The organism is Azospira sp. I13 (assembly GCF_003112695.1).
Lineage (GTDB): Bacteria > Pseudomonadota > Gammaproteobacteria > Burkholderiales > Rhodocyclaceae > Azospira.
The window spans coordinates 127,987-154,835 of record NZ_BFBP01000002.1 but is presented as its reverse complement, the minus strand read 5'-3'; the positions used below and the strand labels follow the sequence as shown (position 1 = coordinate 154,835).

Here is a 26,849-nt window from a genome sequence, read left to right as displayed (position 1 = left end):
GGAGCATCACCATGCTCCCCGTTTCTTATGAAAGGGAATACCCATGAAAAAACTGGTGCTTTTCACCGCCCTGGCCGGCCTGCTGGCTGCCCCCGCCTTCGCCGCCGACGGCGCCAAGCTGTTCACCGAGAAGACTTGCAATGCCTGTCACGGTGCTGAAGGCAAGAAGCCCCTGATGCCCACTTATCCGAAGCTGGCCGGCCAGAACGCTGGCTACGCCGAGCAGCAGATGAAGGACATCAAGAGCGGCGCCCGTAACAACGGTCAGACCGCCGCCATGAAGGGCGTCATGCATCTGGTCAACGACGAGGAAATGAAGGCCATCGCCGAGTACCTCGCCAAGCTGAAGCCCTGATCTTCCGCTGGTTCAAGGCCACGGCCGGGCAGTAGCGCCGGCCGAAGTCTTTTCGGATTGACTCGCATCAAATACAGGCCCCGCCGGGCCGCCATAGCATAAGCACATATCAAATTTCTCTCTGTAAGGGGATTCAAATGAAAAAGCTGATCATCGCCACCTCCCTTTCCCTGCTCGCCCTGGGTGTGGCCAACGCCGGTCCCCCGGCGCCCCACCAGGGTGGTATCGAGTCCAAGGACTACAAGTGGAACGCCCAGGAAGGCGAAAAGATCGAAGCCCTGAAGCTTAAGGGTGACAAGAAGCGCGGCCAGGAAGCCTATGAAGTCTGCGGCGCCTGTCACCTGCCTTCCGGCGCCGGTCGTCCTGACGGAACCTTCCCCCAACTGGCCGGCCAGCACACCACCGTGCTGATCAAGCAGATGGCCGATATTCGTGCCGGTCTGCGTGACAACCCCACCATGTACCCCTTCGCCGCCACCCTGACCGATCCTCAGGAACTGGCTGACGTCGCCACCTACATCGAAGGTCTGTGCATTCCTGTTGACCACGGCAAGTACGAGGGGGCCGATGCCGCCCTGCAGCTGGCCAAGGGCAAGGAATTGTACGAGAAGGAATGTCTGGAGTGCCACGGCAAGAACGGTGAAGGCGTCAAGGACAAGTTCTACCCCGTGATTGCCGGCCAGCACTACAAGTACCTGCTGCGCCAGATGACCGAAATTCGTGACGGCCATCGCCGTAACGCCAATCCGGACATGGTGAAGGTCATCAAGAAGTACTCTAACGACCAACTGGTGGCCATCTCCGCCTACCAGTCCAGCCTGACCATGCCTGGCTCCATGTGCGCTGCCAAGCCCGGCAAGAAGAAGTAATCGCGTAAGATGCGGTACCGGGATTTCCCTTGAGGGGAAATCCCGCGGCGAGGAGCGGGCGGCAGCTGTGCCGACCTTCTCCCGCCAAACTTCCTGCGGGAAGCACAATACGGCGAATCAGGGAACGCCGACCTAAAAGAAGAACTACACCATCCTGCGGCCGTCGCCGGTAAGCGGGGCTGCTTTTCGAGAGACAGCAGAACATGGATACCCAAACCAAACAGACTCGCCTGGTTCAGGGACTCACCCTGATCGCCCTGGTGGCCATGGTGGTCGCCTATTTCGCCCCCATCTGGTGGGTTTCGCTCACCGCCCCGAACTACCCCAAGGATGCCTTCCCGGACGGCATTCGTATTCACTTCCATTTCGACGGTGTCTATAACGGCTGTAAGGCTGCCGGCGCCGGTACTCGCATGGCCAATGAAATCATCCAGCAGGATCTGGATGAGCACACCGAGCGCTACAACCCCATCCTGGATGCCAAGAAGGATGTGAACAAGGGTGCCCAGGGCCTGGACTGCGTACATGAAATGAACACCATCAACCACTACGTAGGCATGTTCCCCATCGCCACGGGTGCCCCGGTTGAAAAGCCCCTGGCCAAGTTCTTCTTCGGCTTCTTCGCCGTGATGCTGGCCGGTTTCATGGTGACCAAGCGCAAGACCCGCCTGCTGGTGCTGTCCGCCGGCTTCGCCGCGGTGGCCGCCTGGATGCTGGTGGATCAGTATGTCCTCGGCCACCTGGCCTCCCACGTGGAAGCCTATGTGCAGGAAGCTGGCACCTTCTTCAAGGAACCGGACAAGATCAAGGCCTGGGGCGACAACGTCACCCTGATCAGCCATGTCGTCATCGTCGGCCTGCTACTGGTCATGGGCATTGTCATTGCCGGCGTCGCCAAGATCCGCAACTTCAGCCTGCTGCTGGCCCTGGTGCCGGCCTTGCTGCCCGTTTTCTTCGTCATCACCTATGCCGCCTGGCTGTGGTTCTTCGGCCACAACCTGCACCCGTGGGGCGCCTTCACCGTGAAGCCTTTCATGCCCACGGTGTTCGGCGAAGGCAAAGTGGCCCAGTTCTCCACCTATTCCTATCCCTATTGGGGCTATGGCCTGCTGGTCCTGATGTTCCTCAGCCTGGCACCGGCCCTGCTGATTCGTCGCAAGCAGATGCGCGAGGGGGCTGCAGAGTGAGCCGCCGTGGCCGGTGGCTGCTTTCTGCCGCCGCCGTTCCCCTGTTGGTCTGGGCCGCCGTCAGCCTGGCTGTTGGCGACCCGGATTATGCGCTGAAGGCCCTGGGGGCCCTGGGTGGCGATACACCGGCCAAGGCGGCCGATGACGGCATGGGCAAACCCGGTGGCAGTTCCTGGGGGGCATCCGGCGAGAAGGTGCCGCTGCCTACCGCACCCCATGTGGCCGGTATTCCCTGGCTGCAGGAACTGGTGAACCAGGCGCCGGAAGGTGGTGTTCTGAAGCTGGCGGCCGGTACCTATTCCGGTCCGGTCGTACTCAACAAGCCCCTGACCATCGAGGGTGACGGCAAGGTCATCATTGATGGCGGTGGCAAGGGTACGGTCTTCGTCATCGATACCAGTGATGCCGTGTTGCGGGGCGTTCAGCTCACCAACTCCGGGTCTTCCCACGACAGTGACGACGCCTGCCTCAACGTGCGGGGCGACCGCAATGTGGTGGACCGGATTCGTATCACCGACTGCCTTTTCGGTATCGACCTGAAGCAGTCCAACGACAACAAGATCACCAGCAACTACATCCGTTCCAAGCCCTTCGATCTTGGGGTGCGTGGTGATGGCGTACGCCTCTGGTACAGCAAGAACAACCTGCTGGAAGGCAACGAGATCGAGGATTCCCGGGACATGGTGGCCTGGTATTCCGACCACAATACCTTCCGCAACAACGTGGGCAGGCGCAGCCGCTATTCCATCCACTTCATGTTCGCCCACGAGAACACGGTGGAAGGGAATCGCTTCTACGACAACGCCGTGGGGGTGTATCTGATGTACACCAACGGTGCATACATTCGTAACAACACCATTTCCCATGCCACCGGCGCCACCGGCATGGCCGTGGGCCTGAAAGAGGCCAGCAACACGGTCATCGAGGGCAACGAAATTCTCTATTGCTCCACCGGCATCGGCACCGACCTCTCACCGTTTGAACCCGATTCCAAGACCGAAGTGCGCAAGAACCGCTTTGCCTATAACGGTATCGCAGTGAGCTTCGTCTCCGACCGGGAAGGCAGCATCTTCGAGAGCAATGTCTTCGAGGGCAACCTGGCCGACGTGGCCGTGGCCGGGGGCGGCGGTGCCGCCCACAACCGCTGGCATGGCAACCACTGGGATGCCTACCAGGGCTTCGACCGCAACCACGACGGCATCGGCGACACCCCCTACGAGGACTACGCCTACGCTGACCGCCTGTGGATGGAAATTCCCTTCGCCCTCTTTTTCAAGAGCGCGCCCATGATGGAATCGCTGGATTTTCTCGAGCGCCTGGCGCCCTTTTCCGATCCCGTGCTGATGGTGCGGGACGAGGCCCCTGTGTTCAAGAATCCCCGGAGGAACGCAAAATGAGCGACACCCAACCGGAAAGCGCCTCGGCTCCCGAGGCTGAAAGCAAGACCGGCCGGCCCCAGGGCTCGGCCAAGCAGCGCAGTGCCCGCCGCCGTTTCATGCGCAGCGCTGCCCTGACCGGCGGCATTATCGGGCTGGCCATGTTGGGCTATCTGCCCGTGGCCCGGGCCAGCCACGCTCGTCTGCGTCCGCCAGGCGCCCTGGACGAGAAGGATTTCCTCGCCTCCTGCATCAAGTGCGGCCAGTGCGTGCAGGTCTGCCCGGTGCAGGCCATCAAGCTGGGGGATCTGACCGACGGCTTCGGTATTGGCGCCCCCCACATTGATGCCCGGGAGCAGGCTTGTGATTTCTCCTGTGATGCCGGCCAGTGCATCCTGGCGTGCCCCACCGGGGCCCTGACCTACGACAAGCCCGGCTTTCTCACCCCCCGGGCCGGCGCACCCCTGGCCCACCTGCCCATCCTCAAGGCCAAGGAAAAGGACGCGGAGCCCACGCTCAACCTCAAGGAACGTATGGGGCTGGCCCGGCTGGCTCAGCCGGAAATCTGTCTCGCCGTCCAGGGCAAGGGCTTCAAGGGCCAAGCCCGGGGCGCTGCTTTCAAGGGCACCATGCGTTACATGGATGTGGATCGCTGGAAGCCCATTCCGGTGCGCGACCACCCCTATGAGCGTGATCTGTGCGACCTCTGCGTCACTGAATGCCCTATCAAGGACGCCATTCAGCTCAAAGTTGTGGACAAGGGAGATGGCCTTAAGCGGGCGGTTCCCGAAGTGCTGGAGCAGTGCATCGGCTGCGGCGTCTGCGAAATGATCTGTCCGGTGGAATCCGGCGGGCAGGCGGCCATTGTCGTTGACCAACGCCAGACCTGGGGAGCCTGAGATGAAGACTTTCAAGGAAAAGCTCCTGGTCATGCTCGGCCAGGATTCAAAGAAACCGGCTTCCTACAGCCCGGAAGCGGAACAGATCCACAAGCTGAAGCGCCTCAACAAGGCCGACTTCGAGGCCATGAAGCAGCACACCCGGGAGCACCAGCTGGTGCAGAACAAGTGGCGCAACCGCCGCTGGGCCGTGCTCATCGCCGTGAACCTGCTCTTCGTCGTCTCCTTCTGGCTCGATATCCAGATGCTGGAAGGGGCCCTGACGGCCTCGCGCTTCGTCGGCTTCCACCTCATCGACCTCAACTCCGCCCTGCAGGTGATGCTGGCCCACAAGCACATCATCGTGAACCTGCTGATCGGTACGGCCACGGTGTTCTTCCTCTGGGTCTTGCTGGGGGGGCGCACCTTCTGCTCCTGGGTCTGCCCCTACCATCTCATCGCCGAGTGGTTCGAGGCGCTGCACTTGAAGCTGGTGGAAAAGAAGCTGGTCACCGACCATGAGTTCCATCGGGGTGCCCGCACCGTCTTCTGGGTGCTGTTCTCCCTGCTGGCCATTGTCACGGGTTACACCGTGTTCGAGACCCTGTCGCCAACCGGCATCCTTTCCCGGGCCCTGATCTATGGCCCGAGTCTGGCCCTGGGCTGGGTGTTCCTGCTGCTCATGTTCGAGGTGTTCTATTCCCGCCGGGCCTGGTGCCGCTACGTCTGCCCCATCGGGCTGACCTACGGCATGGTGGGCACCATCTCGCCGGTGCGCATCGTCTATCGGCTGGACAAGTGCTTCCATGAAGGGGATTGCCGCAAGGTCTGCCTGGTGCCCCACGTTCTCGACGTGGTCATCAAGGGGCGGGCCGAGGAGGCGGTGATGGCCATCGGTCCGGATTGCACCCGTTGCGGCCTGTGTGTCGATACCTGCCCGAGCGGTGCCCTGACCTACGGCGTAAAGGGCCTCGACAAGCTGCTCTGAGGCCAGGCTGGGCGCCGGCAATATGGCGCCGGCAGCCGCTCCCGGACTCGTCATTTCTTCGGAGAGGCTGGCGTAAAGCCAGTCTCCCGGGGAAAATGGCGCAAAGCACGACAATTATCAAAGTGGTCCGGAACGCTTTCCTTCATGCTGGCGCCTGGCCCATCAACGCTGAGCGAGGAACGCTGATCCCATGATCCGCTTCGACAACGTCACCAAGACTTTCAAGAAAGCCCCGGTGCTGGCCGGGGTCAGCCTGGACATTCAACTGGGCGAGCGCATTGCCCTCATCGGCTCCAACGGGGCCGGCAAGACCACCCTGATCCGTTGCCTGCTGGGGGAATACACCTACGGCGGCGAAGTGGCTATCGACGGCAAGGCACCCCGGGCTCACCGGGCTGACGTGCTGGGTAAGGTGGGCTTCGTGCCCCAGTTGCCGCCACCCCTGAAAATGCCTGTAGGCCAGCTGGTGGGGTTTGCCGCCGCAGTCTGCAAGTCCGATCCCCAGCGCATCCACGCCATCGCCCAGCGCCTGGGCCTGGATGTGGAGTCCATCGCTGCCCGACCCTTCAACCGCCTTTCCGGCGGCATGAAGCAGAAACTACTGATCGCCATTGCCCTGGGCCGCGACGCCCAGGTTTTGGTGATGGACGAGCCAGCCGCCAACCTGGATCCGGAAGCCCGCCACATCTTCTTCCAGCTTCTGGCCGAGCGGCAGGAAAACTGCACCATGATCATTTCCAGCCATCGCCTTGATGAAGTGGCGGCCCTGGTGAACCGGGTGATCGAGATGGACATGGGCAAGGTGGTGCTGGATGACCGGGTGGCCGACGATTCGGGTATGGATGCCTTGCTCGACTGCCATGTGGACCTGCGCCGGGCTGACCCGGCCATCGCCAAGGCCCTGGAAGGCTGGGGGTTCGTCCCCCGCAACGAGGGCCTCTCCTGGCATGGTCAGGTGGCAGGGCCGGATCGTCTGCGCTTCCTCGGCATGGTGTCGCGCTATGTGGGTCTGCTGACCCGCATCGACATGAAGGAGGTCACCGGAGTGACCCTGCAATGAAGCGCCGTACCTTCCTCTTTACCGTGCCTGCCGGAGTTTTTGTCTCCCTTGCCGGTTGTGGCGGCCAGCCCAGCAGCGGGCCGGTAGAGATCAAATGGGACCGGGACGGCTGCACCCGTTGTGGCATGGCCATCAGCGACAAGTTGTACGCTGCCCAGATCCGTGATCCCCAGAGCAAGAAGGTCTACAAGTTCGACGACTTCGGTTGCGCCGTCTTCTGGAGCGAGCACCAGCCCTGGTCTTCCGATCCCCGTGCCGAATTCTGGGTGGCAGATTCCCGGGACGGCCGCTGGCTGGAAGCCCGCAAGGCCTATTTCGTTTCCGGCAAGCGCACTCCCATGGCCTACGGCTTTGGCGCCGTGGCCGAGAAGGCGGAAGGTAGCGTCACCTTTGATGAGGCGAAGAAGCTGGTTCTCGCCAAAGGCAAATAAAACTCAGGGAAAACAACAATGCAAACCCTCTGGCTCACCGCCAAACTCGATATCGTGGAATCCCTGCGGGCCCGCTGGTTCCTCATCTACAGCCTGGTCTTCGGCGGCATTGTCGCCCTGCTGTTCGCTTTCGGCCTGACCGAATCCCGGGTGCTGGGCTTCATTGGCCTCTCCCGCCTGCTGGTGACCTACATCCAGCTGGCCATGGCCATACTGCCCATCTTCGTGCTGATTACCACCGTGCGCTCTGTGGCCGGTGACCGGGAGGCGGGGGTTTTCGAATACCTGCTTTCCCTGCCCGTCGGCCTGGCGGCATGGTTCTGGGGCAAGTTCCTGGGCCGCTACGTCACCATTTTCCTGCCGGTCTTCGTGGCCATGCTGGGCGCCGTGCTGTGGGCACTGCTCAAGGGTATCGAAGTGCCCTGGGGCATGTTTGTCTATTACACGGCCCTGCTGGCCGCCATGGGTTGGTGCTTCCTCGGCATCGGCATGTTCATCTCCACCTTGGCCCGCAGCACCGACGTGGCCCAGGGCACGGCCTTCATGGTCTGGCTGTTCATGCTGGTCTTCCTCGACCTGATCCTGCTCGGCGTGCTGATCCAGGGCCAGGTCAGCCCGGAGACGGTCATCGGCATCGCCCTGGCCAATCCCCTGCAGGTCTTCCGCACGGCAGCCCTGGCCCTGTTCGATCCGCAGCTGATCGTTCTCGGCCCCTCTGCTTACGTCATCCTCGACACCTTCGGCGTGACCGGCTACAAGGTTTATGCCCTGGCCTACCCGGTGCTGCTGGGTAGCGGCGCAGCCTTTGCCGGCTTTCTCACCTTCCGCAAGACCGACTTGCCGTGATGCGACCTATCACTATTCAACGTTGCTCATGGCGCTACGCCGCCGCTTTGGCGGCAGCGTTGCTGTTCAGCCCCCTGGCAGCTCAGGCGGAGGATATGCCCTCCGCCGCACCGCTGTTTGCCGCCAGCTTTCCCGATACCGCCGGCCACAAGGCTTCCTTCGAGCAATACCGGGGCAAGCCCCTGGTCGTCAATTTCTGGGCCCGCTGGTGTGGCCCCTGCCGCAAGGAAATCCCCGATCTGGTGGCGATCCAGACCAAGTACAAGTCCAAGGGTCTGACCATCGTCGGTGTGGCGGTGGAAGAGGGGCGGGAGGCGGTGAAGGAATTCGCCTCGGCTTACGACGTGAATTACCCGGTGGTTGTCTCCGGGCTGCAACCCGGGCTGGACCTGATGCGCCAGCTGGGCAATGACAAGGCAGGTCTGCCCTATACGGTTATTCTCGATCGCCAGGGCCACATCGTCGCGAAGAAGCTGGGCGGCATGAAGCTGGAAGACCTGGAAAAAGCTCTGGCGCCCTTGTTCTGAGGGCTGGTGCCCGCTGTCAGGAGTGGGTGCCGCTCCAGCAGAGGTCGTAAGGACTGCGGTTTTCCCCAGTGCGGGCTTGCCCCGATCCAGCCCGGCGGCGCTTCGTGGGAAAATGGTACCTTGCCGGGCGGGTGGACTGCGCGTGTCGGCCCGTTCCCGGAAGCCGTCCCGGGAGGGGCGTGCGTGTCCGCCGCTTTGGCGTTAGGCTTTCTCCAGCCCCCCTTCCTGCCAAGGACCGCCCCATGCCCCACGACATTAGCCTCATCACCACCGTGGCCGCCGGCTTCGGCCTGGCCATGATTCTCGGCTTCATTGCCGCCCGCCTGAAAATTCCGCCCCTGGTGGGCTATCTGGTGGCCGGCATCATCATGGGCCCCGCCACGCCGGGCTTCGTTGCCGATGTGGAGCTGGCCGGACAACTCGCTGAAATCGGCGTCATGCTGCTGATGTTCGGCGTTGGCCTGCACTTTTCCCTGGAAGACCTGATGAACGTCCGCCGCATCGCCGTGCCCGGCGCTGTGGTGCAGATTACCGTGGCCACGGCCCTGGGGGCTGCGGTAGCCATGTGGTGGGGTTGGTCCTTCGGTGCCGGCCTGGTCTTCGGCCTGGCCCTCTCCTGCGCCTCCACCGTGGTGCTGCTGCGGGCCCTGGAGACCCGGGGCATCCTGGATTCCATGAATGGCCGCATCGCCGTGGGCTGGCTGGTGGTGGAAGATCTGGTCTGCGTTCTGGTCCTGGTGCTGATGCCCCCCCTGGCCGGCCTGCTGGGCGGTAGCCCGGCCGATGGTCACGACGCTGGCGGCGGCAACCTGTGGAGCACCCTGGCGGTGACCCTGGCCAAGGTGGGTGCCTTCATTGCCCTGATGCTGGTGGTGGGGCGGCGGGTTTTTCCGCGCATTCTCTGGGCTGTGGCCCGTACCGGTTCCCGGGAGCTGTTCACGCTTTGCGTCATCGCTGCTGCCGTGGGTGTGGCCTATGGTTCGGCCAAGCTGTTTGGTGTCTCCTTCGCCCTCGGTGCCTTCTTTGCCGGCATGATGATGCGGGAGTCGGATTTCGCCCACCGAGCGGCGGAAGAGTCCCTGCCCCTGCGGGATGCCTTCTCGGTGCTGTTCTTCGTTTCCGTCGGCATGCTTTTCGATCCCCAGGTGTTGTTGCAGCAACCGGGCAAGGTGCTGGCCGTGGCCGCCATCATCATCGTCGGCAAGACCGTGGCCGCCATCGCCCTGGTCCTGGTCTTCCGTTATCCCCTCAATACGGCCCTGACGGTAGGCGCCAGCCTGGCCCAGATCGGCGAATTTTCCTTCATCCTGGCGGGGCTCGGGGTTTCCCTAGGCTTGTTGCCGATGGCCGGCCAGAGCCTGGTGCTGGCCGGGGCGCTGATTTCCATTGCCTTCAACTCCGTGGTCTTCGCGGCCATTGCTCCGGCTCGCAAGTGGGCTCTGGCCCATTCCGCCCTGGCGCGACGACTGGAAATGCGGGATGACCCGACGGCAGCACTGCCCGTCTCGGTGGAGGAGCATTTCCTCTCTGGTCAGGTGGTGTTGGTGGGCTATGGCCGGGTGGGTAAGCGCATCGCGGCGTCCCTGGACGAACAGAGGATTCCCTACGTGGTGGCCGAGCAGCATCGGGAAGTGGTCGAAAAGCTGCGGGAACGCGGCATTCCTGCTGTTTCCGGGGATGCCTCCGACCCCCTGGTGCTGGTCCAGGCCCACATCGCCAAGGCCGGTCTGCTGGTGGTGGCCACCCCGGATACCCTGGATGTGCGCAAGATCGTGGATATCGCCCGGACACTCAACCCTGCCATCGAGGTGGTGCTGCGCACCCATTCCGAACAGGAGGCCGAAATGCTGCGCCAGGAGAACCTGGGCACAGTCTTCATGGGTGAGGACGAACTGGCCAAGGGCATGAGCCGCCATGTGTTGGCTCGCATGGGGCGTGGCGAGGCCGCCTGAGGCGTTTGTTCCGGGGCGCCGGGCCGGTTTGATGGATTGAGAGCAAGGGCGGGATTTCCCGCCCTTTGCTTTCCCCCGACCGAACAGTATGCTGCGCCCCTCCGTCCTTCCGAATATCCTCAGGAGTTGTCGATGAATATTGCCCAGGTTGCCACCCGCCGTTACACCACCAAGGCCTTCGATCCCGCCCGCAAGATCAGTGCTGATGATCTGGCCGCCCTGCGCACCCTGCTGCGTAATGCTCCTTCTTCGGTTAATTCCCAGCCCTGGCATTTCGTCATTGCCGGCAGCGATGACGCTCGGGGACGCATCGCCGATACCCTGAAGGTCGATTTTCCCTACAACGAGGCCAAGGTGCGCAACGCCTCCCACGTGGTGGTGCTGTGTGCCCGGGAATCCCTGGATTCCGCTCATCTGGCCGCCATTCTCGAACAGGAGCAGGCTGATGGCCGTTTCGCCACGCCCGATGCCCGGGCCGCCCAGGAGAAGAGCCGTGGCTTCTATGTGGCCCTGCACCAGCAGCAACTGAAGGATGAGGCCGCCTGGATGGATCGCCAGGTCTATCTGGCCCTGGGTACGTTGTTGCTTGGGGCCGGTGCTCTGGGTATCGACGCCTGTCCCATCGAGGGGTTCAGCGACGCTGCGGTGGATGCGGCCCTGGGCTTGAAGGAAAAGGGGTTGCACAGTCGCGTGATGGTGGCCCTGGGCTACCACAGTGAGGAGGACTTCAATGCCCGTCTGCCCAAGTCCCGCCTGCCCGAACAGGCTGTCATTACCGAGATTTGAGCGGTCAAGAGGCGTGTGTCACGCGCGTCGCCAAACGCCCTAAAGAAAAAGCCCCGCCATGGCGGGGCTTTTTTACGGCGGTATGCCGTGGGTCACATGCGGGCGATCATCGCATCGCCGAACTCGGAACAGGAAACCTCCGTTGCTCCTTCCATCAACCGGGCAAAGTCGTAAGTCACGACCTTGTCGCCAATGGCCGCTTCCATGGACTTGATGATGAGGTCCGCCGCTTCTTTCCAGCCCATGTGACGCAGCATCATCTCGGCCGAAAGGATCAGGGAGCCGGGGTTCACCTTGTCCAGGCCAGCATACTTGGGGGCTGTGCCGTGGGTGGCTTCAAAGCAGGCGTAGTGGTCGGAGATGTTGGCGCCAGGGGCGATACCGATGCCGCCCACCTGGGCCGCCAGGGCGTCGGAGATGTAATCGCCATTGAGGTTGGTGGTGGCGATTACATCGTATTCTGCCGGGCGCAGCAGGATCTGCTGCAGGAAAGCGTCGGCAATGGCGTCCTTGATGACGATGCCGTTGGGCAGTTTTTGCCACGGTCCGCCGTCGATCTCCACACCGCCGAACTCGCGCTTGGCCAGGGCGTAGGCCGTATCGCGGAAGTTGCCTTCCGTGAACTTCATGATGTTGCCCTTGTGCACGATGGTCACCGACTTGCGGCCGTTGTCGATGGCGTACTTGATGGCGGCGCGTACCAGGCGCTCCGTGCCTTCCACGGAGATGGGCTTGATGCCGATGCCGGAGGTTTCGGGGAAGCGGATCTTCTTCACCCCCATCTCCTCCTGCAGGAACTTGATGACCTTCTTGCAGGCATCGGTGCCGTTAGCCCATTCGATGCCGGCGTAGATGTCCTCCGTGTTCTCGCGGAAGATCACCATGTTACACAGTTCGGGCTGCTTCAGGGGGGAGGGCACGCCCTTGAAGTACTGCACCGGGCGCACACACTGGTAGAGGTCCAGCTCCTGGCGCAGGGCCACGTTGAGGGAGCGGATGCCACCGCCCACCGGGGTGGTCATGGGGCCCTTGATGGAGACCGAGTATTCCTTGAGGGCATCGAAGGTTTCCTTCGGTAGCCATTCGTCGGCGCCATAGATCTGAGTGGATTTCTCGCCGGCGTAGACCTCCATCCAGTGGATCTTCTTCTGGCCGCCGTAGGCCTTGTCTACTGCCGCATCCACCACCTTGATCATCACCGGGGTGATGTCCACACCGATGCCGTCGCCTTCGATGAAGGGGATGATGGGGTTATTGGGAACGGGCTGGCCGGCTACGATTTTTTGACCGCCCTGAGGGACTTTGATGTGTGAACTCATTTCCTTAGCTCCATGAGAGATGAGAGTGTTGTTTATTGTTGTCCGGGCCTTTGCGTTGAAGGCCCGGGTCAGGCGTCGTGGCGCGCTGATCGGTTCATTATGGGGTAAAAGACGGGGCCGGGACCAGCCCCCAAAGTCCCTTTGGAAATGAGGGACTTTCCCCGAACGCACAAGTCGCTGAGAGCGTCTGCGGCGGGGGGGGCCGTGGCGTACAGGCAAAGAAAAACCGGACAGACCGCCGGGAGGCGGTGTGTCCGGTTGGTATGCCGGGAAAGGCTGGCAGTTAGGCGGTGCGGGCGGCCTTCAGGATGCTGTTGAAGGTGGCGCTGGGGCGCATCACGGCCTTGCACTTCTCGGCGTCGGCCAGGTAGTAGCCGCCGATGTCAGCCGGCTTGCCCTGCACGGACTTGAATTCAGCCACGATGTTCTGCTCATTCTCGGCCAGAGACTTGGCCAGGGGAGCGAACTTGGCGGCCAGCTCCTTGTCCTCGGACTGGGCAGCCAGGGCCTGGGCCCAGTACAGGGCCAGGTAGAACTGGCTGCCCCGGTTGTCCAGCTCGCCGGTACGGCGGGAGGGGGACTTGTTCTCGTCCAGCAGCTTGCCGGTGGCTTCGTCCAGGGTCTTGGCCAGCAGCTTGGCCTTGGCGTTGCCGGTCTTGATACCCAGGTCCTCGAGGGACACGGCCAGGGCCAGGAACTCGCCCAGGGAATCCCAGCGCAGGTGGTTTTCTTCCACCAACTGCTGCACGTGCTTGGGAGCGGAGCCGCCGGCACCGGTTTCGTACATGCCGCCGCCGGCCATCAGGGGAACGATGGACAGCATCTTGGCGGAGGTGCCCAGTTCCATGATGGGGAACAGGTCGGTCAGGTAGTCGCGCAGGATGTTGCCGGTGACGGAGATGGTGTCCAGGCCCCGGGCGACACGTTCCAGGGTGAAGCGCATGGCGCGCACCTGGGACATGATGTGGATTTCCAGGCCGCTGGTGTCGTGATCCTTCAGGTAGGTTTCCACCTTCTTGATCAGTTCGGCTTCGTGGGGACGATAGGGGTCCAGCCAGAAGACAGCGGGCATGCCGGAGTTGCGGGCACGGGTGACGGCCAGCTTGACCCAGTCGCGGATGGGGGCATCCTTGACCTGGCACATGCGCCAGATGTCGCCGGCTTCCACGTTCTGGGTCAGCAGCACTTCGCCGGTGGCCAGATCGACAATGTTGGCGACGCCGTCTTCGGCGATCTCGAAGGTCTTGTCGTGGGAGCCGTATTCCTCGGCCTTCTGGGCCATCAGACCGACGTTGGGCACGGTGCCCATGGTCTTGGGGTCGAAGTTGCCGTGCCACTTACAGAAGTTGATCATCTCCTGGTAAATGCGGGCGAAGGTGGATTCGGGCATCACGGCCTTGCAGTCGTAAGGCTTGCCGTCGGCACCCCACATCTTGCCGCCGCCGCGGATCATGGCGGGCATGGAAGCATCCACGATCACGTCGTTGGGGGAATGGAAGTTGGTGATGCCCTTGGCGGAATCCACCATGGCCAGACGGGGGCGGTGTTCCTGGCAGGCGTGCAGGTCGCGGATGATCTCGTCGCGCTTGGACTCGGGCAGGGTGTCGACCTTCTCGTAGAGATTGGCCATGCCGTTGTTGACGTTGATGCCCAGCTCTTCAAACAGCTTGCCGTGCTTCTCGAAGGCTTCCTTGTAATAGATCTTGACGCAGTGGCCGAAGACGATGGGGTGGGACACCTTCATCATGGTGGCCTTCACGTGCAGGGAGAAGAGGATGCCGGACTGGCGGCAGTCTTCCAGTTCCTTCTCGTAGAAGTTGCACAGGGCCTTCTTGCTCATGAACATGGAGTCGATGATCTCGCCGTCCTTGAGGGCGACCTTCGGCTTCAGCACGATGGTCTTGCCGCTCTTGGTGGTCAGCTCCATCTTCACGTCACGGGCCTTGTCCAGGGTCAGGGACTTTTCACCGTGGTAGAAGTCGCCGTGGTCCATGTGGGCCACGTGGGTCTGGGACCAGGGCTTCCATTCGCCCATGGAGTGGGGGTGCTTCTTGGCGTAGTTCTTGACGGCGGCGGGGGCACGGCGGTCGGAGTTGCCTTCGCGCAGCACCGGGTTCACGGCGGAACCCAGGCACTTGCCGTAGCGCACCTTGAGGGCCTTCTCTTCTTCGGTGCTGGGGTTTTCCGGGTAGTCGGGAACGGCGTAGCCCTTGGCTTGCAGTTCCTTGATACAGGCGATCAGCTGGCCCACGGAGGCGCTGATGTTGGGCAGCTTGATGATGTTGGTGTCGGGCAGCAGGGTCAGCTTGCCCAGTTCGGCCAGATTGTCGGGCACCTTCTGGTCGTCGCGCAGGAAGTCGGAAAACTCGGCCAGGACGCGAGCGGCGACGGAAATGTCGCTCTTGGTGATCTCCACACCGGCGGGTTCGGTAAAGGTCCGGATGACCGGCAGGAAGGCACAGGTGGCCAGCAGCGGTGCCTCGTCCGTGAGCGTGTAGATGATCTTCGACTTACCAGCAGACATGCTTAATCCCTCGCATAGTTCGTAGGTTAAAGGTGCAGACAAACTCTTATATATATTATATCACTCCATGGAACCTTATTGCGCCCCGTGCAATGGCGCCGTCCCTGTCATGCCGGAGTAATGGCGCTGGCTGCGCCGCGGGCAGGGCGGTAGGCCGGGCCGGTGCTAAGATTTCCGCTTTCCCACGTCTGCCTGCCGCCGATGGACTTCTCCGCCCCCCAGAATCCCCTGGCCAGCCCTTCCGCCGCCACGGCCAACCGTATTGCCATCGCCCTCATCGAAGGCTTCAACAAGCACTACCGCCTGTTCCGCCAGACCAGCCGGGAGGCCAAGTTCCGCTTCGAGGCCGGGGACTGGCAGGCGGTGCACGCGGCCGTGAAAGACCGCATTCGCTTCTACGACGACCGGGTGGAGGAGTGCGTCGAGCGCTTGCGGGACGAATTCAAGGCCGAAAGTCTGGATGACGCCACCTGGCAGCAGGTGAAGCTGCTCTACATCGGCCTGCTGCTCAACCACAAGCAGCCGGAACTGGCAGAGACCTTCTTCAACTCGGTCTGCTGCAAGATCCTGCACCGTACCTATTTCCACAACGACTTCATCTTCGTGCGGCCGGCCATCTCCACGGAGAACATCGAGTCCAACCCGCCCACCTATTCTAGCTACTACCCGGGGGATGGCGGCCTGCGGCAGACCATGCGCCAGATCATCCTGGACTTCGACTGGCAGCGGGATTTCGAAGACCTGGAGCGGGACGTGGATTACCTTTACCGCACCATCCAGCGCCATCTGGGCGGTGAGCTTCCCGCCCGGGAGGCCAACTGCCAGATCCAGGTGCTGTATTCCGCCTTCTACCGCAACAAGGGCGCCTACATCATTGGTAAGGCCATCAACGGCAACCAGGAATATCCCTTCTCCATCCCCGTGCTGCACGGCAAGGGGGGCAAGCTCTATCTGGATACCATCCTGCTCGACGCCTGGCGCATCTCCATCCTCTTTTCCCTCTCCCGGGCCTACTTCATGGTGGATATGGAGGTGCCCTCGGGCTACGTGCAGTTCCTGCGCGCCATCATGCCCGGCAAACCCCGCTCCGAGCTTTACACCATGCTGGGCCTGGGCAAGCAGGGCAAGACCATGTTCTTCCGCGACCTCATCTACCACCTGCGCCATTCCGAAGATAAGTTCATCATCGCCCCCGGCATCCGCGGCCTGGTGATGCTCGTATTCACCCTGCCGTCCTTCCCCTACGTCTTCAAGATCATCAAGGACGTCTTCGGCAGCTCCAAGGAAGTGGACCACGCCACGGTCAAATACAAATACCAGCTGGTCAAGCAGGTGGACCGGGTGGGGCGCATGGCCGACACCCTGGAATTTTCCAACGCCGCCCTGCCGCGCGCCCGTTTCGACCCGGAGCTGCTGGAGGAACTGCGGCGCCAGGTGCCCTCCCTGATCGAGGAGGATGGCGACGACCTGGTCATTCGCCACCTTTACATCGAGCGTCGCATGACCCCCCTCAACATCTACCTGGACAGCGCCGATGGCGACAAGCTGGAACATGCGGTGAAAGACTACGGCAACGCCATCCGGGAACTGGCCATCGCCAACATCTTCCCCGGCGACATGTTGTGGAAGAACTTCGGCGTCACCCGTTACAACCGCATCGTCTTTTACGACTACGACGAAATCGAATACATGACCGACATGAACTTCCGTGCCATTCCCGAAGCGCCTTACCCGGAAATGGAAATGTCCAGTGAGCCCTGGTACACCGTGGGCCGCCACGACGTCTTTCCGGAAGAGTTCGCCACCTTCCTGCTCGGCTCCCTGCCCGTGCGCAAGGCCTTTGTCAAACACCACCGGGACCTGCTCGGGCCGCGCTTCTGGCAGGAAGCCCAGGAGCAGATTCGCCAGGGGCGGGTGGAAGACTTCTTCCCCTACCCGGAGGAGCTGCGCTTCTGCAACCTCTATGGCACTGCCGGCGGAGACGCTTGATCCATGGCCCGTATCCTCCTCTTCAACAAGCCTTATGGTGTCCTGTCCCAATTCACGCCGGAAGGCCGCTGGCAGGGCCTGAAGGACTACCTGGACCTGCCAGGGGTTTATCCCGCCGGCCGTCTCGATGCCGACAGCGAGGGGCTGCTCCTGCTGACTGACGACGGTGCCCTGCAGGCCTGCATCGCCGACCCCCGCTACAAGCTGGAAAAGACCTACTGGGTGCAGGTGGAGGGGGTACCCACTGAAGCCGCGCTGCAAGCCCTTCGCCAGGGGGTGGCCCTGAAGGATGGCGTCACCCGGCCCGCCCAGGCCAGGCTCATGGAAGAACCGCCCGGGTTGTGGCAGCGGGAGCCGCCCATCCGCTATCGAGCCGCCATTCCCACTGCCTGGATCGAGCTGAAAATCCGTGAGGGCAAGAACCGTCAGGTCAGGCGAATGACAGCCAGCGTCGGCTACCCTACGCTCCGGCTCATCCGGGCCGCCATCGGCCGGGCTTCCCTGGACGGCCTGGCGCCGGGGGCGTGGCGCCTGATGCAGGGCAGCTTTGCGGACTTGGCGCCGGAAGGCGCGTCCCTGCCGCAAGCTGGGCGCCGTTCCCGACCGGCCGCCACCCCTGCCGCAAAGGCACTTAAAAAATCTGACGGAGTTCCCCATGAAAAAAGCCCTGCTGCTCGCTCTGACCCTGGCCTTCGGCCTCGGCGCCACCGCCGCTGAGGCCGCCACCCATCATCACGGCAAGAAGGCGGTCCATGCCAAGCATGGCAAAAATGCCAAGCACGCCCATGCCAAGCACCACAAGGCAGCCAAGCCCCGCGCCAAGCACCACCACTGATGTTGCCGCCGATCCTGCCGGGGGCGCTGGCCCCCCGCCGGGTGGCCTATAATCCCGGTCCATGATGACCGTCCTTTCTTCCTCCCCCTGCGCTGTCTTGCGCACCCTGCGCCGCTCCCTGCCGCTCCTGCTGTCTCTTGCCGGTCTCGGCCTGAGCGCCGGTGCCGCCGCCGAAATGGGCCGACTGGAGATCACCGCTGGCTTCCACCGCATCGAGGCGGAAGTGGCCTACACCGATCCGGACCGCCAGCAGGGCCTGATGAACCGCCGCAGCATGGGCCAGAACCAGGGCATGCTGTTCGTCTTCCCCTTTCCGGCCCGCCACTGCATGTGGATGCGCAATACGCTGATTCCCCTCTCCGTCGCCTTCCTCGACGAACAGGGCCGCATCATCAACATCCGCGACATGCAGCCCCAGACCGAGAACAGCCACTGCGCCGACCAGGATGCCCGTTTCGCCCTGGAGATGAACCAGGGCTGGTTCTCCCAGCGCGGCCTGAAAGCCGGTCTCTCCCTCGGCGGCATCAACCGCGCTCCGGCGCCCCGATGATCCCCGCCGCTGCCGCCTGGCGGCCGGCCCTGCTGCAACGGGGGCGGGCGCCACAGCCGGCCCTGCGCCCCTGGCTGGAAGAGCGGGGTTCCCTGACCGCCCGTATCAAGGCCCACTGCCGCGACTTCCGCGTGCAATGCCTGCGCCAGTGCCTGGAGCCGGTGGGGGTGGAAGAGGCAGCCAGCCTGGGCTTGCCCATCGGCACCCGGGTCTGGGTGCGGGAAGTCCTGCTGCTGGCCGACGGCGTGCCCGTCGTCTTCGCCCACACCGCCATGCCCTGGCAGCCCCGCCATCCCTTCGACACCCGCTTCGGTGCCCTGGGACAGCGTTCCCTCGGCAGCCTGCTCTTTGCCGACCCGCGCATTGCCCGGGGGCGCCTGGAATTCCGCGCCCTGGATGGCCGCCACCGCCTCTACCGGCGTGCCGAGGCCAGTCTGGGCACCCAGCCGGAGCGCCTGTGGGCCCGGCGTTCCCGCTTTGGTCGCGGGGCCAAGGGGCTGCTGGTGAATGAAGTCTTCCTGCCGGCCATCCTGGCCTTGATGCCCCGTCCCGCCTAAAGTACGTACGTCAGAACCCGGTCAGCGGGAGTGGCAAAAATGGCGACATGAATGCTTGTCGCCGTCATTGCCTGTGGGTTTTGCCCGCCCTGTTGCCCGCCCTGCTGGCGGCACCCCGGGTTGCCATGGCCCAGTCTGAGGAACCCCTGGTGGATGAGAACAGCATCCAGGTGCGTCGCCAGGGGGAGGTCTGGATCGTCGAGGCGCGTTTCACCGCGCCGGTGGCTCCTGGCCTGGCCTGGGCTGTCCTCACCGATTTTGACAACATGGCGCGCATCGTCAGCAATCTCAACGCCAGCCGCGTCGTCAGCCGTCAGGGCAATGTGCTGCAGGTGGAGCAGAAAGGGCGGGCCCGCTTCGGCCTCTTCTCCGTCGCCTTTGAATCCCTGCGCGAAATCACCCTGACACCCCGCCGGCGCATCCAGGCCCGGGGCCTTTCCGGCAGCGCCAAGCAGTTCGAAAGCGACATGACCCTGGCGGCGGAAGGGGAGGGCACGGTCTTCACCTACCGGGTGGAGATGGTGCCCGATTTCTGGCTGCCTTCCCTTCTGGGACCCTCTCTCCTGCGCCACGAAATGGCCGAGCAGTTTTCCGCCCTGGTGGCCGAAATGCAGCGCCGTAGCACGCCACGCTGATTCGTTGACGAGCGCCCTTGACGACGGTGTAAAGGGGGAGCTTAATTGTCGACATAGGCCAAAGGTCTTATGTCAAAGGGGTTGGTTTTGCCCTTCACGGCCCCTTATAACGATAAGTACCCCATACCTCAGGGGTATGCAGGGAGTTGTGCCGATCATGCAGAGCAATGTCTTTCATCAGGGGGATGACGGCCATCTGGCCATGCACCCCCGTCTCGATTATTCCAACACCATGAGTTTCCACCACGGCTGCAACAGTGTGCTGTCGGATGGAGCCGTCTCCTGTCTGCGGCTGGACTGCAGTCAGCTGATTTATATCGACAGTTCGGGCATCGGGGCCCTGATGGTGGTCAATGACCGGGCTACCCGGGAGGGGAAGTCTCTGGAACTCCTCAACTGCAACGGTGACGTCAAGAAAATCCTCAAGCTGGTGAATCTGCACAAGCTTCTGACCATCGTTTGACCAGCCCTGTCAGGGCCGGTCGCGAGGCGGTTTCAGCCAGAGATCAACAGCAGCAGGGCGGAACCCCCGTTCCGTTCGTCAGAGGTGCATGGTGAACGATAAGCAGGAAATGGATGCAGTGGCCGGTGCAGGTATCGCACCGGATGAGGAGACGCGCCTGCAACTGTTGCAGGAGGCCCTGGAACGATGTGCCGCCGAGCCCATCCACCATGCCGGCGCCGTCCAGTCCTACGGCGCCTTGCTGGCCTACGACACAGAAGGCGTGGTGCGTATCGCCAGCGCCAATCTGGACAGTTTTCTTCCCCTGGGGGCGGCGGCGGTCATTGGTCGTCCGGTGGTGGAGGTCCTGGGGCTTGAAGGCGTCAACAGCCTCGAGGATGCTCTGGCCAAGGGGGTGCAGCAGCGCCCCACGGTACCCGTGCTGATCGATGTGCCGGGCGGAGATTTCCTGACCTCGGTGGTGCATCCGAGCGATGGCCTGAAAGTGGTCGAACTGCGCCATTTCCGCACCGAGGACTGGCAGCCCTGCGAAACCCAGTTCCTGCCCGTGCGGGACGCGCTCTGGCATTTCGACCGGGAGCACGACCTGCTCCAATACTGCCAGTTCGTCAGCGAGGAAATCCTCAAACTCACTGGCTTCGACCGGGTCAAGGTCTATCGCTTCGACCACAAGTGGGATGGCGAGGTGGTGGCCGAGGCGCGCAACGAGGTGCTGCCGGCCCTGCTCGGCAATCATTTTCCGGCCTCCGACATTCCCCCCCAGGCCCGGGCCCTCTATGCCAAGAACCTGCTGCGGGTCCTGGAAGATACGGAATCCTCCCCGGCGCCCCTGCTGCCGGGTCTCAATCCCCTGACGGGGCAGCCCCTGGACCTGTCGTTCTCGGTGCTGCGGGCCATGTCCCCCATCCACCTGGAGTATCTGCGCAACATGGGGGTGCGGGCCACCATCACCATCTCCCTCATGCAGGGCGACAAGCTGTGGGGCCTCATTGCCTGCCACAGCGTCTCGCCCCGACGGGTGCCCTACCACCAGCGTGAACTCATCGAGTTCGTGGGCAAGACCATTTCCCTCAAGCTGGCCAGCATCGAGTACTCCCGCAACAACCAGTACCTGGAAAAGGTACGGGAGACACTGCTGGTGCTGACCCAGTCGATTCGCGGTGCGGACGGCATCGAGCGTGGCCTGAAGCTGATGGAATCCGACTATCTGCGGCTGGCGGGGGCCTCCGGCAGCGTCATCGCCTTTGACGAGCACGTCTATCACATTGGCAAGACCCCGGGGAAAAAGGAAATCCGCTCCCTGACCGAATGGCTCAAGCCGCGCCTGCCGGAGGATGGGGTCTTCCATACCGACTCCCTGGGGGAGGGCTACAGTCCTGCCCGCAACTACGCCCATGTGGCTTCCGGCCTGCTGGCCATTTCCCTGGACGCCCATTTCCGCGGTTACATCCTCTGGTTCCGCCCCGAAGTGGTGCGAGAGATTTCCTGGGCTGGCAATCCCGAAAAGCAGCTGGTCACCGACGCCGCCGGCCCCCGCATCGAACCGCGCCGTTCCTTTGCGCAGTGGGTGCAGACCTCCCGCGGCCAGTCCCTGCCCTGGAGCCCCGCCGAGCTGGATGCGGTGAAGATCCTCTCCCTTTCCGTACTCCAGGTACTGACCCGGGAAGTGCTGCGGGCCAAGGAGGCGGCGGAGCTGGCCAACCGGGCCAAAAGCGACTTCCTGGCCACCATGAGCCACGAAATCCGCACCCCCATGAATGCCATCATCGGCCTGACCTATCTGTGCCTGCAGACCTCCCTCACCGGCCAGCAGAGCGACTATCTGGGAAAGGTCCATGATTCCGCCAAGGCCCTGCTGCGCATCCTCAACGACATTCTCGACTTTTCCAAGATCGAGGCTGGCAAGCTGGAGATGGAGTCCGTCCCGTTCCATCTGGATGACGTGTTGGAAGGCCTGGCCACGGTGGTTTCCGTGAAGGCCCGGGAGAAGGGCCTGGAATTCCTCATGGAAACCCAGGTGGACATGCCCCCCGTGCTGATGGGTGATCCCTTGCGGCTGGAGCAGGTGCTGGTCAATCTGTCCGGCAATGCGGTGAAGTTCACCGAGCAGGGCGAAGTGGTGGTCAGCTCCCGCATCGACGATCGCCAGGCAGACGGCATCACCGTGACCTTCGCCGTCCGTGATACCGGGGTCGGGCTCAGCGCCGACCAGCTGGAGCATCTCTTCCAGCCCTTCCAGCAGGGCGACAGTTCCACCACGCGCCGCTATGGCGGCACCGGCCTGGGCCTTTCCATCAGCCGCCGCCTGGTGGAAATGATGGGGGGCAAGCTCCAGGTGGAGAGCGATCCCGGGCAGGGCAGCACCTTCTTTTTCTCCCTGCCGTTCTCCCTGCCGCCGGACAGCCGCGCCGAGCGCCCCGGGCTGCCGGACCTGCGGGGCTTGCGGGTGTTGCTGCTGGAAGCCAGCCCCGGTGCTCGCAAGGTGCTTTCCGGCTACCTCAATGCCTTCCACTTCCAGGTGGCGGAGATGGACAGCCGGACCAATGCCATGGCCGAGCTCGCGGCAGCCACGCTGCGCGGCGAACCCTACGACCTGATTTTTGCTGACCTGCAGACGGTGGGGCTGGATGCCCCGGCCCTGATACAGCTGCTCCACCAAACCCTGAGCAATGCTCCCGTGCCTCGTCTGGTACTGGTTGCCGCCATGGGGGACCAGGCGGTGCCGGTGGAAGGCAATGGGGTGGATGGGATTCTGCAGAAGCCCTTTACCCAAAGCCGGCTCTTCAATGTGGTGGCCCGGGTTTTCGGTCGCCCCGAAGCGGCCGGTCGCCTGCCTGCCCAGCGCAGCTTCACTCCCCAGGAGGCCGCTGCCCTGCAGGGGGCCCGCCTGCTGCTGGTTGAGGACGACGACGTCAATCAGGAAGTGGCCCGGCAGCTGCTCCGCAACCTGGGTATCCAGGTCACCGTGGCCGGTGACGGGCAGGAGGCCCTCAAGGTGCTGGGCTCCGGTGCCACTTTCGATGGCGTGCTGATGGATGTGCACATGCCCGTGCTGGATGGTTACCAAGCCACCCGGGAAATTCGCCGCAATGCCGCCTGGCAGGAACTGCCCATCATCGCCATGACCGCCAATGCCATGGCCTCGGATCGCGAGCGTTGCCTGGCCGCGGGAATGAACGACCATATTCCCAAGCCCATTGATCCGGATGTGCTGGTATCCACGCTGCTGCGCTGGGTGGAAGGTCGGGGCGATGTGCCGCTGACGGCGGTGTCGGTACAGGCGTCCGCCGTGCCTTTCCCCATGCTGGAGGGGGTGGATGTGACCGAGGGGGTGTGGCGTACCGGTGGCAATGTAAGCCAGTACCTGGCCCTGCTGGAGCGCTTCCGCCAGAACCAGGGGCGCGCCATTGCCGAGATGATGGCCAGCCTGCATGAGGGAAACCGGCAGGAGGCCCAGCGTCGGGCCCATACCCTGAAAGGTTTGGGGGGAGCTTTGGGGGCGCAGGACTTGAGCCGCACCGCCGCCGCCCTGGAAGACGCGCTGCTGGCGGGGGGTGATGCCGTGGCCCTGGCACCGCTGATTTCCGCCCTGGACGGCAACCTCAGCCACTTCCTCGCCGCCATCGACCACGCCTTGCCCCAGGCGGCTGCCGAAGCGACGGGGGCGGCCGGCCGGGACTTGGATGTGGCCAGTCTGGCCTGCCTGCTGGATCAGGCCATTGGCCGTCTGGAAGAGTTTGATTCCGGTGTGGAGCGCATCATGGCCCTGCTGCATGAGGCCGTGGGGAGCGACGGGGAGGAGGGGCAGGCCCTGGCGGCCCTGGACCAGCTGGTCCGCGCCTATGACTACGAGGCCGCCCTGGAGCGTGCCCGCCGCTGGCGCTCGAGCCTGCCGGGCTGAGCACAACAGCAACAAGAACGGGGGAAGGGACCATGAACAGTCCAGCCAAGTCGGTTCTGGTGGTGGATGACACGCCGGAGAACATCGACATCCTGAAGGGGATCCTGTCCCCCTATTTCACCGTCAAGGTCGCCAGCAACGGCCGCATGGCCCTCAAGGCCGTGGCCAAAGGCACGCCGCCGGACTTGATCCTGCTCGACGTGATGATGCCGGACATGGATGGCTACGAAGTCTGCCGCCTGCTCAAGGCCGATCCCCAGACCCGCCAGGTGCCGGTCATTTTCGTCACGGCCAAGTCCAGCGTCGAAGACGAGACCCATGGCTTTTCCCTGGGGGCGGCGGACTACATCGTCAAGCCCGTCAGCCCGCCCGTGGTGCTGGCCCGGGTACGCACCCATCTGGCCCTGGCCGACCGCAGCCGCCACCTGGAAGACCTGGTGCAGGAGCGTACCGAGAAGCTGCAGCGGCGCACCCAGGAACTGGAGGAAACCCGCCTGGAGATTATTCGCCGCCTGGGCCGGGCCGGCGAATTCCGGGACTATGAAACCGGCCTGCACGTCTTCCGGCTTTCCCACTATGCCAAGACCCTGTCCAAGCACATCGGCTATACGGACTTCGAGGCCGAAGAGTTGATGTACGCCGCCATGCTGCACGACATCGGCAAGATCGGCCTGCCCGACAGCATTCTGCTCAAGCCTGACCGCCTCACGCCGGAAGAGCGGGACGTGGTGAAAACCCACTGCGAGATCGGCGCCGAAATCATTGGCGACCACCCCTGCGGCATCCTGCAGCTGGCCCGCACCGTGGCCCTGACCCATCACGAGCGCTGGGATGGCACCGGCTATCCCCATGCCCTGAAAGGCGAAGAAATTCCCTTGCCCGGCCGGATCACGGCCCTGGTGGACGTGTTCGATGCCCTGACGTCCGAACGTCCCTACAAGCTCGCCTGGGACTTCGACGAAGCCATGGATTACATCCGCGACGAAGCCGGCCATAGCCTCGACCCCTCCCTGGTGGAGCGTTTCCTTGCCGTACGCGACGAAGTGCGTGAAGTCATGCTGGCCTTTACTGATGCCGTCCACTGAGCGCCCCATCATTCTGGTGGTGGACGACACCCCGGAAAACATCGATGTCATCAAGGGCGTGCTGCGCAACGACTACCAGATCCGGCCCGCCATCAGCGGCGAACTGGCCCTGCGCCTGGCCCGGGTGGCGCCCCAGCCGGAACTGATCCTGCTCGACATCATGATGCCGGACATGGACGGTTACGAAGTCCTGCGCCGCCTCAAGGCCGATCCCCAGACCGCCGATATCCCGGTGATTTTCGTCACCGCCCTGGTGCACATCCGGGACGAAGTCCAGGGCCTCGACCTGGGCGCGGTGGATTACATCGGCAAGCCTTTCAGCCCCCCCATCGTCCGGGCCCGGGTGAAAACCCACCTGGCCCTCACGCGGGCCCGCCGGCAACTGGCGGAGCAGAACCAGCGGCTGATGCAGGAGCGGCGGCTGCTTGAAGATGTCCTCACCCGCTTGCGGGAGACCGACCGGTTTGACCCGTCCCATCTGCGTTTCCAGCTGTCTTCGGTGGATCGCAGCAATGGCGACGTGCTCATGGCCGCGACTACACCGGATGGGCGACAACTGGTGCTGGTGGGCGATATTGCCGGCCACGGGCCCCCGGCCGCGGCCAGCGTGCCCCTGATTTCCCATGTCTTTTATTCCCTGGTGGCCGCCGGCGAGGCGACGGAAGTGCTGTTGGAGCAGCTCAACCAGGTCATGTACGAACGTCTGCCCCTGCAGATTTTCATGGCCTTTTCCCTGGTGGAAGTGGCTGCGGGGCGTACCCGTCTGCGGGTCTGGAACGGCGGCCTGCCCGGTTGCTTCTGCTATCGCCGGGAGGGGGGCGTGGAGCCGGTTACGTCGGAATTCTTTCCCCTTGGCCTGCGCCCGGCCCAGGACTTCCGCCAGGACCTGGCGGCGCTGGCCTGGGCGCCGGGCGACCGCTTCTTTCTCTTTTCCGATGGCCTTTCCGAATGCGAAAACCCCCAGGGCCAAGCTTTCGGCGAGGAAGCCGTCATTGCCTTGCTGACCGTCCCGGGCGACGCACCCGACCTGCAAGCGGTGTGGCAGGCCGCGGCCTGCCACCTGGGCAGCGAGGACTTCCGGGATGACCTGACTTTGGTGGAGATTCAGCCATGACCGTGGCGCTTGAACAGGGCGGCGAATTGCGCCGCCATCTGCGGGATGTCACCCATGAGGCCCATGTCCGCCTCAACCGGCACCCCCTGCTGGCCGGGCTGACCCGGCCGGGTTATCCCCAATCCGAGTATCTGGCGGTGCTGGTGGCCTACTACCACGTTTATCGGGCGCTCGAGTCCCGTATTCAGGGCTGGTTATCCGCCAGCGGCGGGGATTTTGACTATTCGGCCCGGGAAAAGTGGCCCTGGCTGGTGGCCGATCTCGCCTGGTTCGGCAAAGTGCCTGAGTTGCGCCGCCCGCCGGCCCTGGCCATCCTGCCCGAGGTGGCGAGCGATGCCGACCTGGTGGGGGTGCTCTACACCCTGGAAGGCTCAACCCTCGGGGGCCAGGTGATATCCACCCATCTGGCCCAGCATCGGGGCTTGAGCGCCACCCAGGGCGCCCGCTTCTTTGCCGGCTACGGCGCCCGGACCGCAGCCATGTGGCAGCAATTCTGGGATTGGGCCGGCGCCCGCTGCGACGATGCGCCGCACCGGGATTCCGCCGGCCGGGCCGCCATCGCCACCTTCGCCTATCTGGAACACTGGCTCGACCACTACGCCGTCTAAGGCGCTGGCCGGGG

Annotated in this window: 25 protein-coding genes; 23 read left to right on the top strand and 2 right to left on the bottom strand. The window is 63.5% G+C overall.

The features are described 5' to 3' along the window. Positions 1 to 43: 43 nt before the first annotated feature. From AZSI13_RS00730 to nfsB, 12 genes are all read left to right on the top strand, one after another. A complete protein-coding gene (locus tag AZSI13_RS00730) occupies positions 44 to 355 on the top strand; it encodes a c-type cytochrome (protein WP_109039269.1) in 312 nt (103 codons plus the stop codon). A gap of 137 nt (positions 356 to 492) precedes the next feature. Beyond that, a complete protein-coding gene (locus AZSI13_RS00725; RefSeq protein ID WP_109039268.1) occupies positions 493 to 1,224 on the top strand; it encodes a c-type cytochrome in 732 nt (243 codons plus the stop codon). Positions 1,225 to 1,427: 203 nt separating this feature from the next. Next, positions 1,428 to 2,411 (top strand): hypothetical protein, encoded by a 984-nt coding sequence (locus tag AZSI13_RS00720; RefSeq protein WP_109039267.1) that lies wholly within the window; start codon positions 1,428 to 1,430, stop codon positions 2,409 to 2,411. Further along, positions 2,408 to 3,808, top strand: coding sequence for a nitrous oxide reductase family maturation protein NosD (gene nosD, locus AZSI13_RS00715; RefSeq protein WP_109039266.1), 1,401 nt, complete (start codon positions 2,408 to 2,410; stop codon positions 3,806 to 3,808). The genes AZSI13_RS00720 and nosD overlap by 4 nt, the downstream gene beginning before the upstream one ends. Further along, positions 3,805 to 4,686 carry a 4Fe-4S dicluster domain-containing protein gene (locus AZSI13_RS00710; RefSeq protein ID WP_109039265.1) on the top strand — a complete coding sequence of 294 codons (882 nt, stop codon included), beginning with the start codon at positions 3,805 to 3,807 and terminating at the stop codon, positions 4,684 to 4,686. The genes nosD and AZSI13_RS00710 overlap by 4 nt, the downstream gene beginning before the upstream one ends. A gap of 1 nt (position 4,687) precedes the next feature. Next, a complete protein-coding gene (locus AZSI13_RS00705; RefSeq protein ID WP_109039264.1) occupies positions 4,688 to 5,653 on the top strand; it encodes a NapH/MauN family ferredoxin-type protein in 966 nt (321 codons plus the stop codon). 190 nt (positions 5,654 to 5,843) lie between these two features. After that, a complete protein-coding gene (locus tag AZSI13_RS00700) occupies positions 5,844 to 6,713 on the top strand; it encodes an ABC transporter ATP-binding protein (protein WP_109039263.1) in 870 nt (289 codons plus the stop codon). Further along, entirely contained in the window at positions 6,710 to 7,144 is a 435-nt protein-coding gene (locus AZSI13_RS00695) for a protein NosL (RefSeq protein WP_109039262.1), read from the top strand. The genes AZSI13_RS00700 and AZSI13_RS00695 overlap by 4 nt, the downstream gene beginning before the upstream one ends. An 18-nt stretch (positions 7,145 to 7,162) precedes the next feature. After that, on the top strand, positions 7,163 to 7,990 hold the full coding sequence (locus AZSI13_RS00690) for an ABC transporter permease (RefSeq protein WP_109039261.1): 828 nt from the start codon (positions 7,163 to 7,165) through the stop codon (positions 7,988 to 7,990). Next, entirely contained in the window at positions 7,990 to 8,517 is a 528-nt protein-coding gene (locus AZSI13_RS00685) for a TlpA disulfide reductase family protein (RefSeq protein WP_109039260.1), read from the top strand. Before AZSI13_RS00690 ends, AZSI13_RS00685 begins: the two co-directional genes overlap by 1 nt. Before the next feature lie 242 nt (positions 8,518 to 8,759). Continuing rightward, positions 8,760 to 10,469: a YbaL family putative K(+) efflux transporter gene (gene ybaL / locus AZSI13_RS00680; protein WP_109039259.1), complete on the top strand. Its 1,710-nt coding sequence runs from the start codon at positions 8,760 to 8,762 to the stop codon at positions 10,467 to 10,469. 132 nt (positions 10,470 to 10,601) lie between these two features. Next, entirely contained in the window at positions 10,602 to 11,255 is a 654-nt protein-coding gene (nfsB, locus tag AZSI13_RS00675) for an oxygen-insensitive NAD(P)H nitroreductase (protein WP_109039258.1), read from the top strand. Positions 11,256 to 11,347: 92 nt separating this feature from the next. On the opposite strand, the gene icd is transcribed toward nfsB, so the two are convergent. Further along, positions 11,348 to 12,574, bottom strand: coding sequence for an NADP-dependent isocitrate dehydrogenase (icd, locus tag AZSI13_RS00670; protein WP_109039257.1), 1,227 nt, complete (start codon positions 12,572 to 12,574; stop codon positions 11,348 to 11,350). A 283-nt stretch (positions 12,575 to 12,857) separates the two neighbouring features. Next, a complete protein-coding gene (locus AZSI13_RS00665; protein ID WP_109039256.1) occupies positions 12,858 to 15,098 on the bottom strand; it encodes an NADP-dependent isocitrate dehydrogenase in 2,241 nt (746 codons plus the stop codon). 201 nt (positions 15,099 to 15,299) lie between these two features. Here AZSI13_RS00665 and aceK point away from each other — a divergent pair, with 201 nt between their 5' ends. The 11 genes from aceK to AZSI13_RS00610 all read left to right on the top strand — a co-directional run bounded on the left by aceK (position 15,300) and on the right by AZSI13_RS00610 (position 26,835). Next, a complete protein-coding gene (gene aceK, locus AZSI13_RS00660) occupies positions 15,300 to 17,087 on the top strand; it encodes a bifunctional isocitrate dehydrogenase kinase/phosphatase (protein WP_109039255.1) in 1,788 nt (595 codons plus the stop codon). 3 nt (positions 17,088 to 17,090) lie between these two features. Continuing rightward, complete coding sequence (locus AZSI13_RS00655; protein ID WP_109039254.1) at positions 17,091 to 17,804, top strand: pseudouridine synthase; 714 nt, start codon at positions 17,091 to 17,093, stop codon at positions 17,802 to 17,804. Beyond that, positions 17,743 to 17,922, top strand: coding sequence for a hypothetical protein (locus AZSI13_RS00650; protein ID WP_109039253.1), 180 nt, complete (start codon positions 17,743 to 17,745; stop codon positions 17,920 to 17,922). The genes AZSI13_RS00655 and AZSI13_RS00650 overlap by 62 nt, the downstream gene beginning before the upstream one ends. 175 nt (positions 17,923 to 18,097) lie before the next feature. After that, a complete protein-coding gene (locus AZSI13_RS00645; RefSeq protein WP_235609608.1) occupies positions 18,098 to 18,472 on the top strand; it encodes a DUF192 domain-containing protein in 375 nt (124 codons plus the stop codon). Then, positions 18,469 to 19,029 (top strand): chorismate lyase, encoded by a 561-nt coding sequence (locus tag AZSI13_RS00640; RefSeq protein ID WP_109039252.1) that lies wholly within the window; start codon positions 18,469 to 18,471, stop codon positions 19,027 to 19,029. Before AZSI13_RS00645 ends, AZSI13_RS00640 begins: the two co-directional genes overlap by 4 nt. 47 nt (positions 19,030 to 19,076) lie before the next feature. After that, positions 19,077 to 19,664 (top strand): SRPBCC family protein, encoded by a 588-nt coding sequence (locus tag AZSI13_RS00635; protein WP_109039251.1) that lies wholly within the window; start codon positions 19,077 to 19,079, stop codon positions 19,662 to 19,664. A gap of 157 nt (positions 19,665 to 19,821) precedes the next feature. After that, positions 19,822 to 20,127, top strand: coding sequence for an STAS domain-containing protein (locus AZSI13_RS00630; RefSeq protein ID WP_165833257.1), 306 nt, complete (start codon positions 19,822 to 19,824; stop codon positions 20,125 to 20,127). An 88-nt stretch (positions 20,128 to 20,215) separates the two neighbouring features. Beyond that, positions 20,216 to 24,028 carry a response regulator gene (locus AZSI13_RS00625; protein WP_109039249.1) on the top strand — a complete coding sequence of 1,271 codons (3,813 nt, stop codon included), beginning with the start codon at positions 20,216 to 20,218 and terminating at the stop codon, positions 24,026 to 24,028. Positions 24,029 to 24,060: 32 nt separating this feature from the next. Beyond that, complete coding sequence (locus AZSI13_RS00620) at positions 24,061 to 25,113, top strand: HD domain-containing phosphohydrolase (RefSeq protein ID WP_109039248.1); 1,053 nt, start codon at positions 24,061 to 24,063, stop codon at positions 25,111 to 25,113. Beyond that, on the top strand, positions 25,100 to 26,227 hold the full coding sequence (locus AZSI13_RS17670; RefSeq protein WP_109039247.1) for a SpoIIE family protein phosphatase: 1,128 nt from the start codon (positions 25,100 to 25,102) through the stop codon (positions 26,225 to 26,227). Before AZSI13_RS00620 ends, AZSI13_RS17670 begins: the two co-directional genes overlap by 14 nt. Beyond that, positions 26,224 to 26,835 carry a biliverdin-producing heme oxygenase gene (locus AZSI13_RS00610; protein WP_109039246.1) on the top strand — a complete coding sequence of 204 codons (612 nt, stop codon included), beginning with the start codon at positions 26,224 to 26,226 and terminating at the stop codon, positions 26,833 to 26,835. The genes AZSI13_RS17670 and AZSI13_RS00610 overlap by 4 nt, the downstream gene beginning before the upstream one ends. Positions 26,836 to 26,849: the final 14 nt, after the last annotated feature.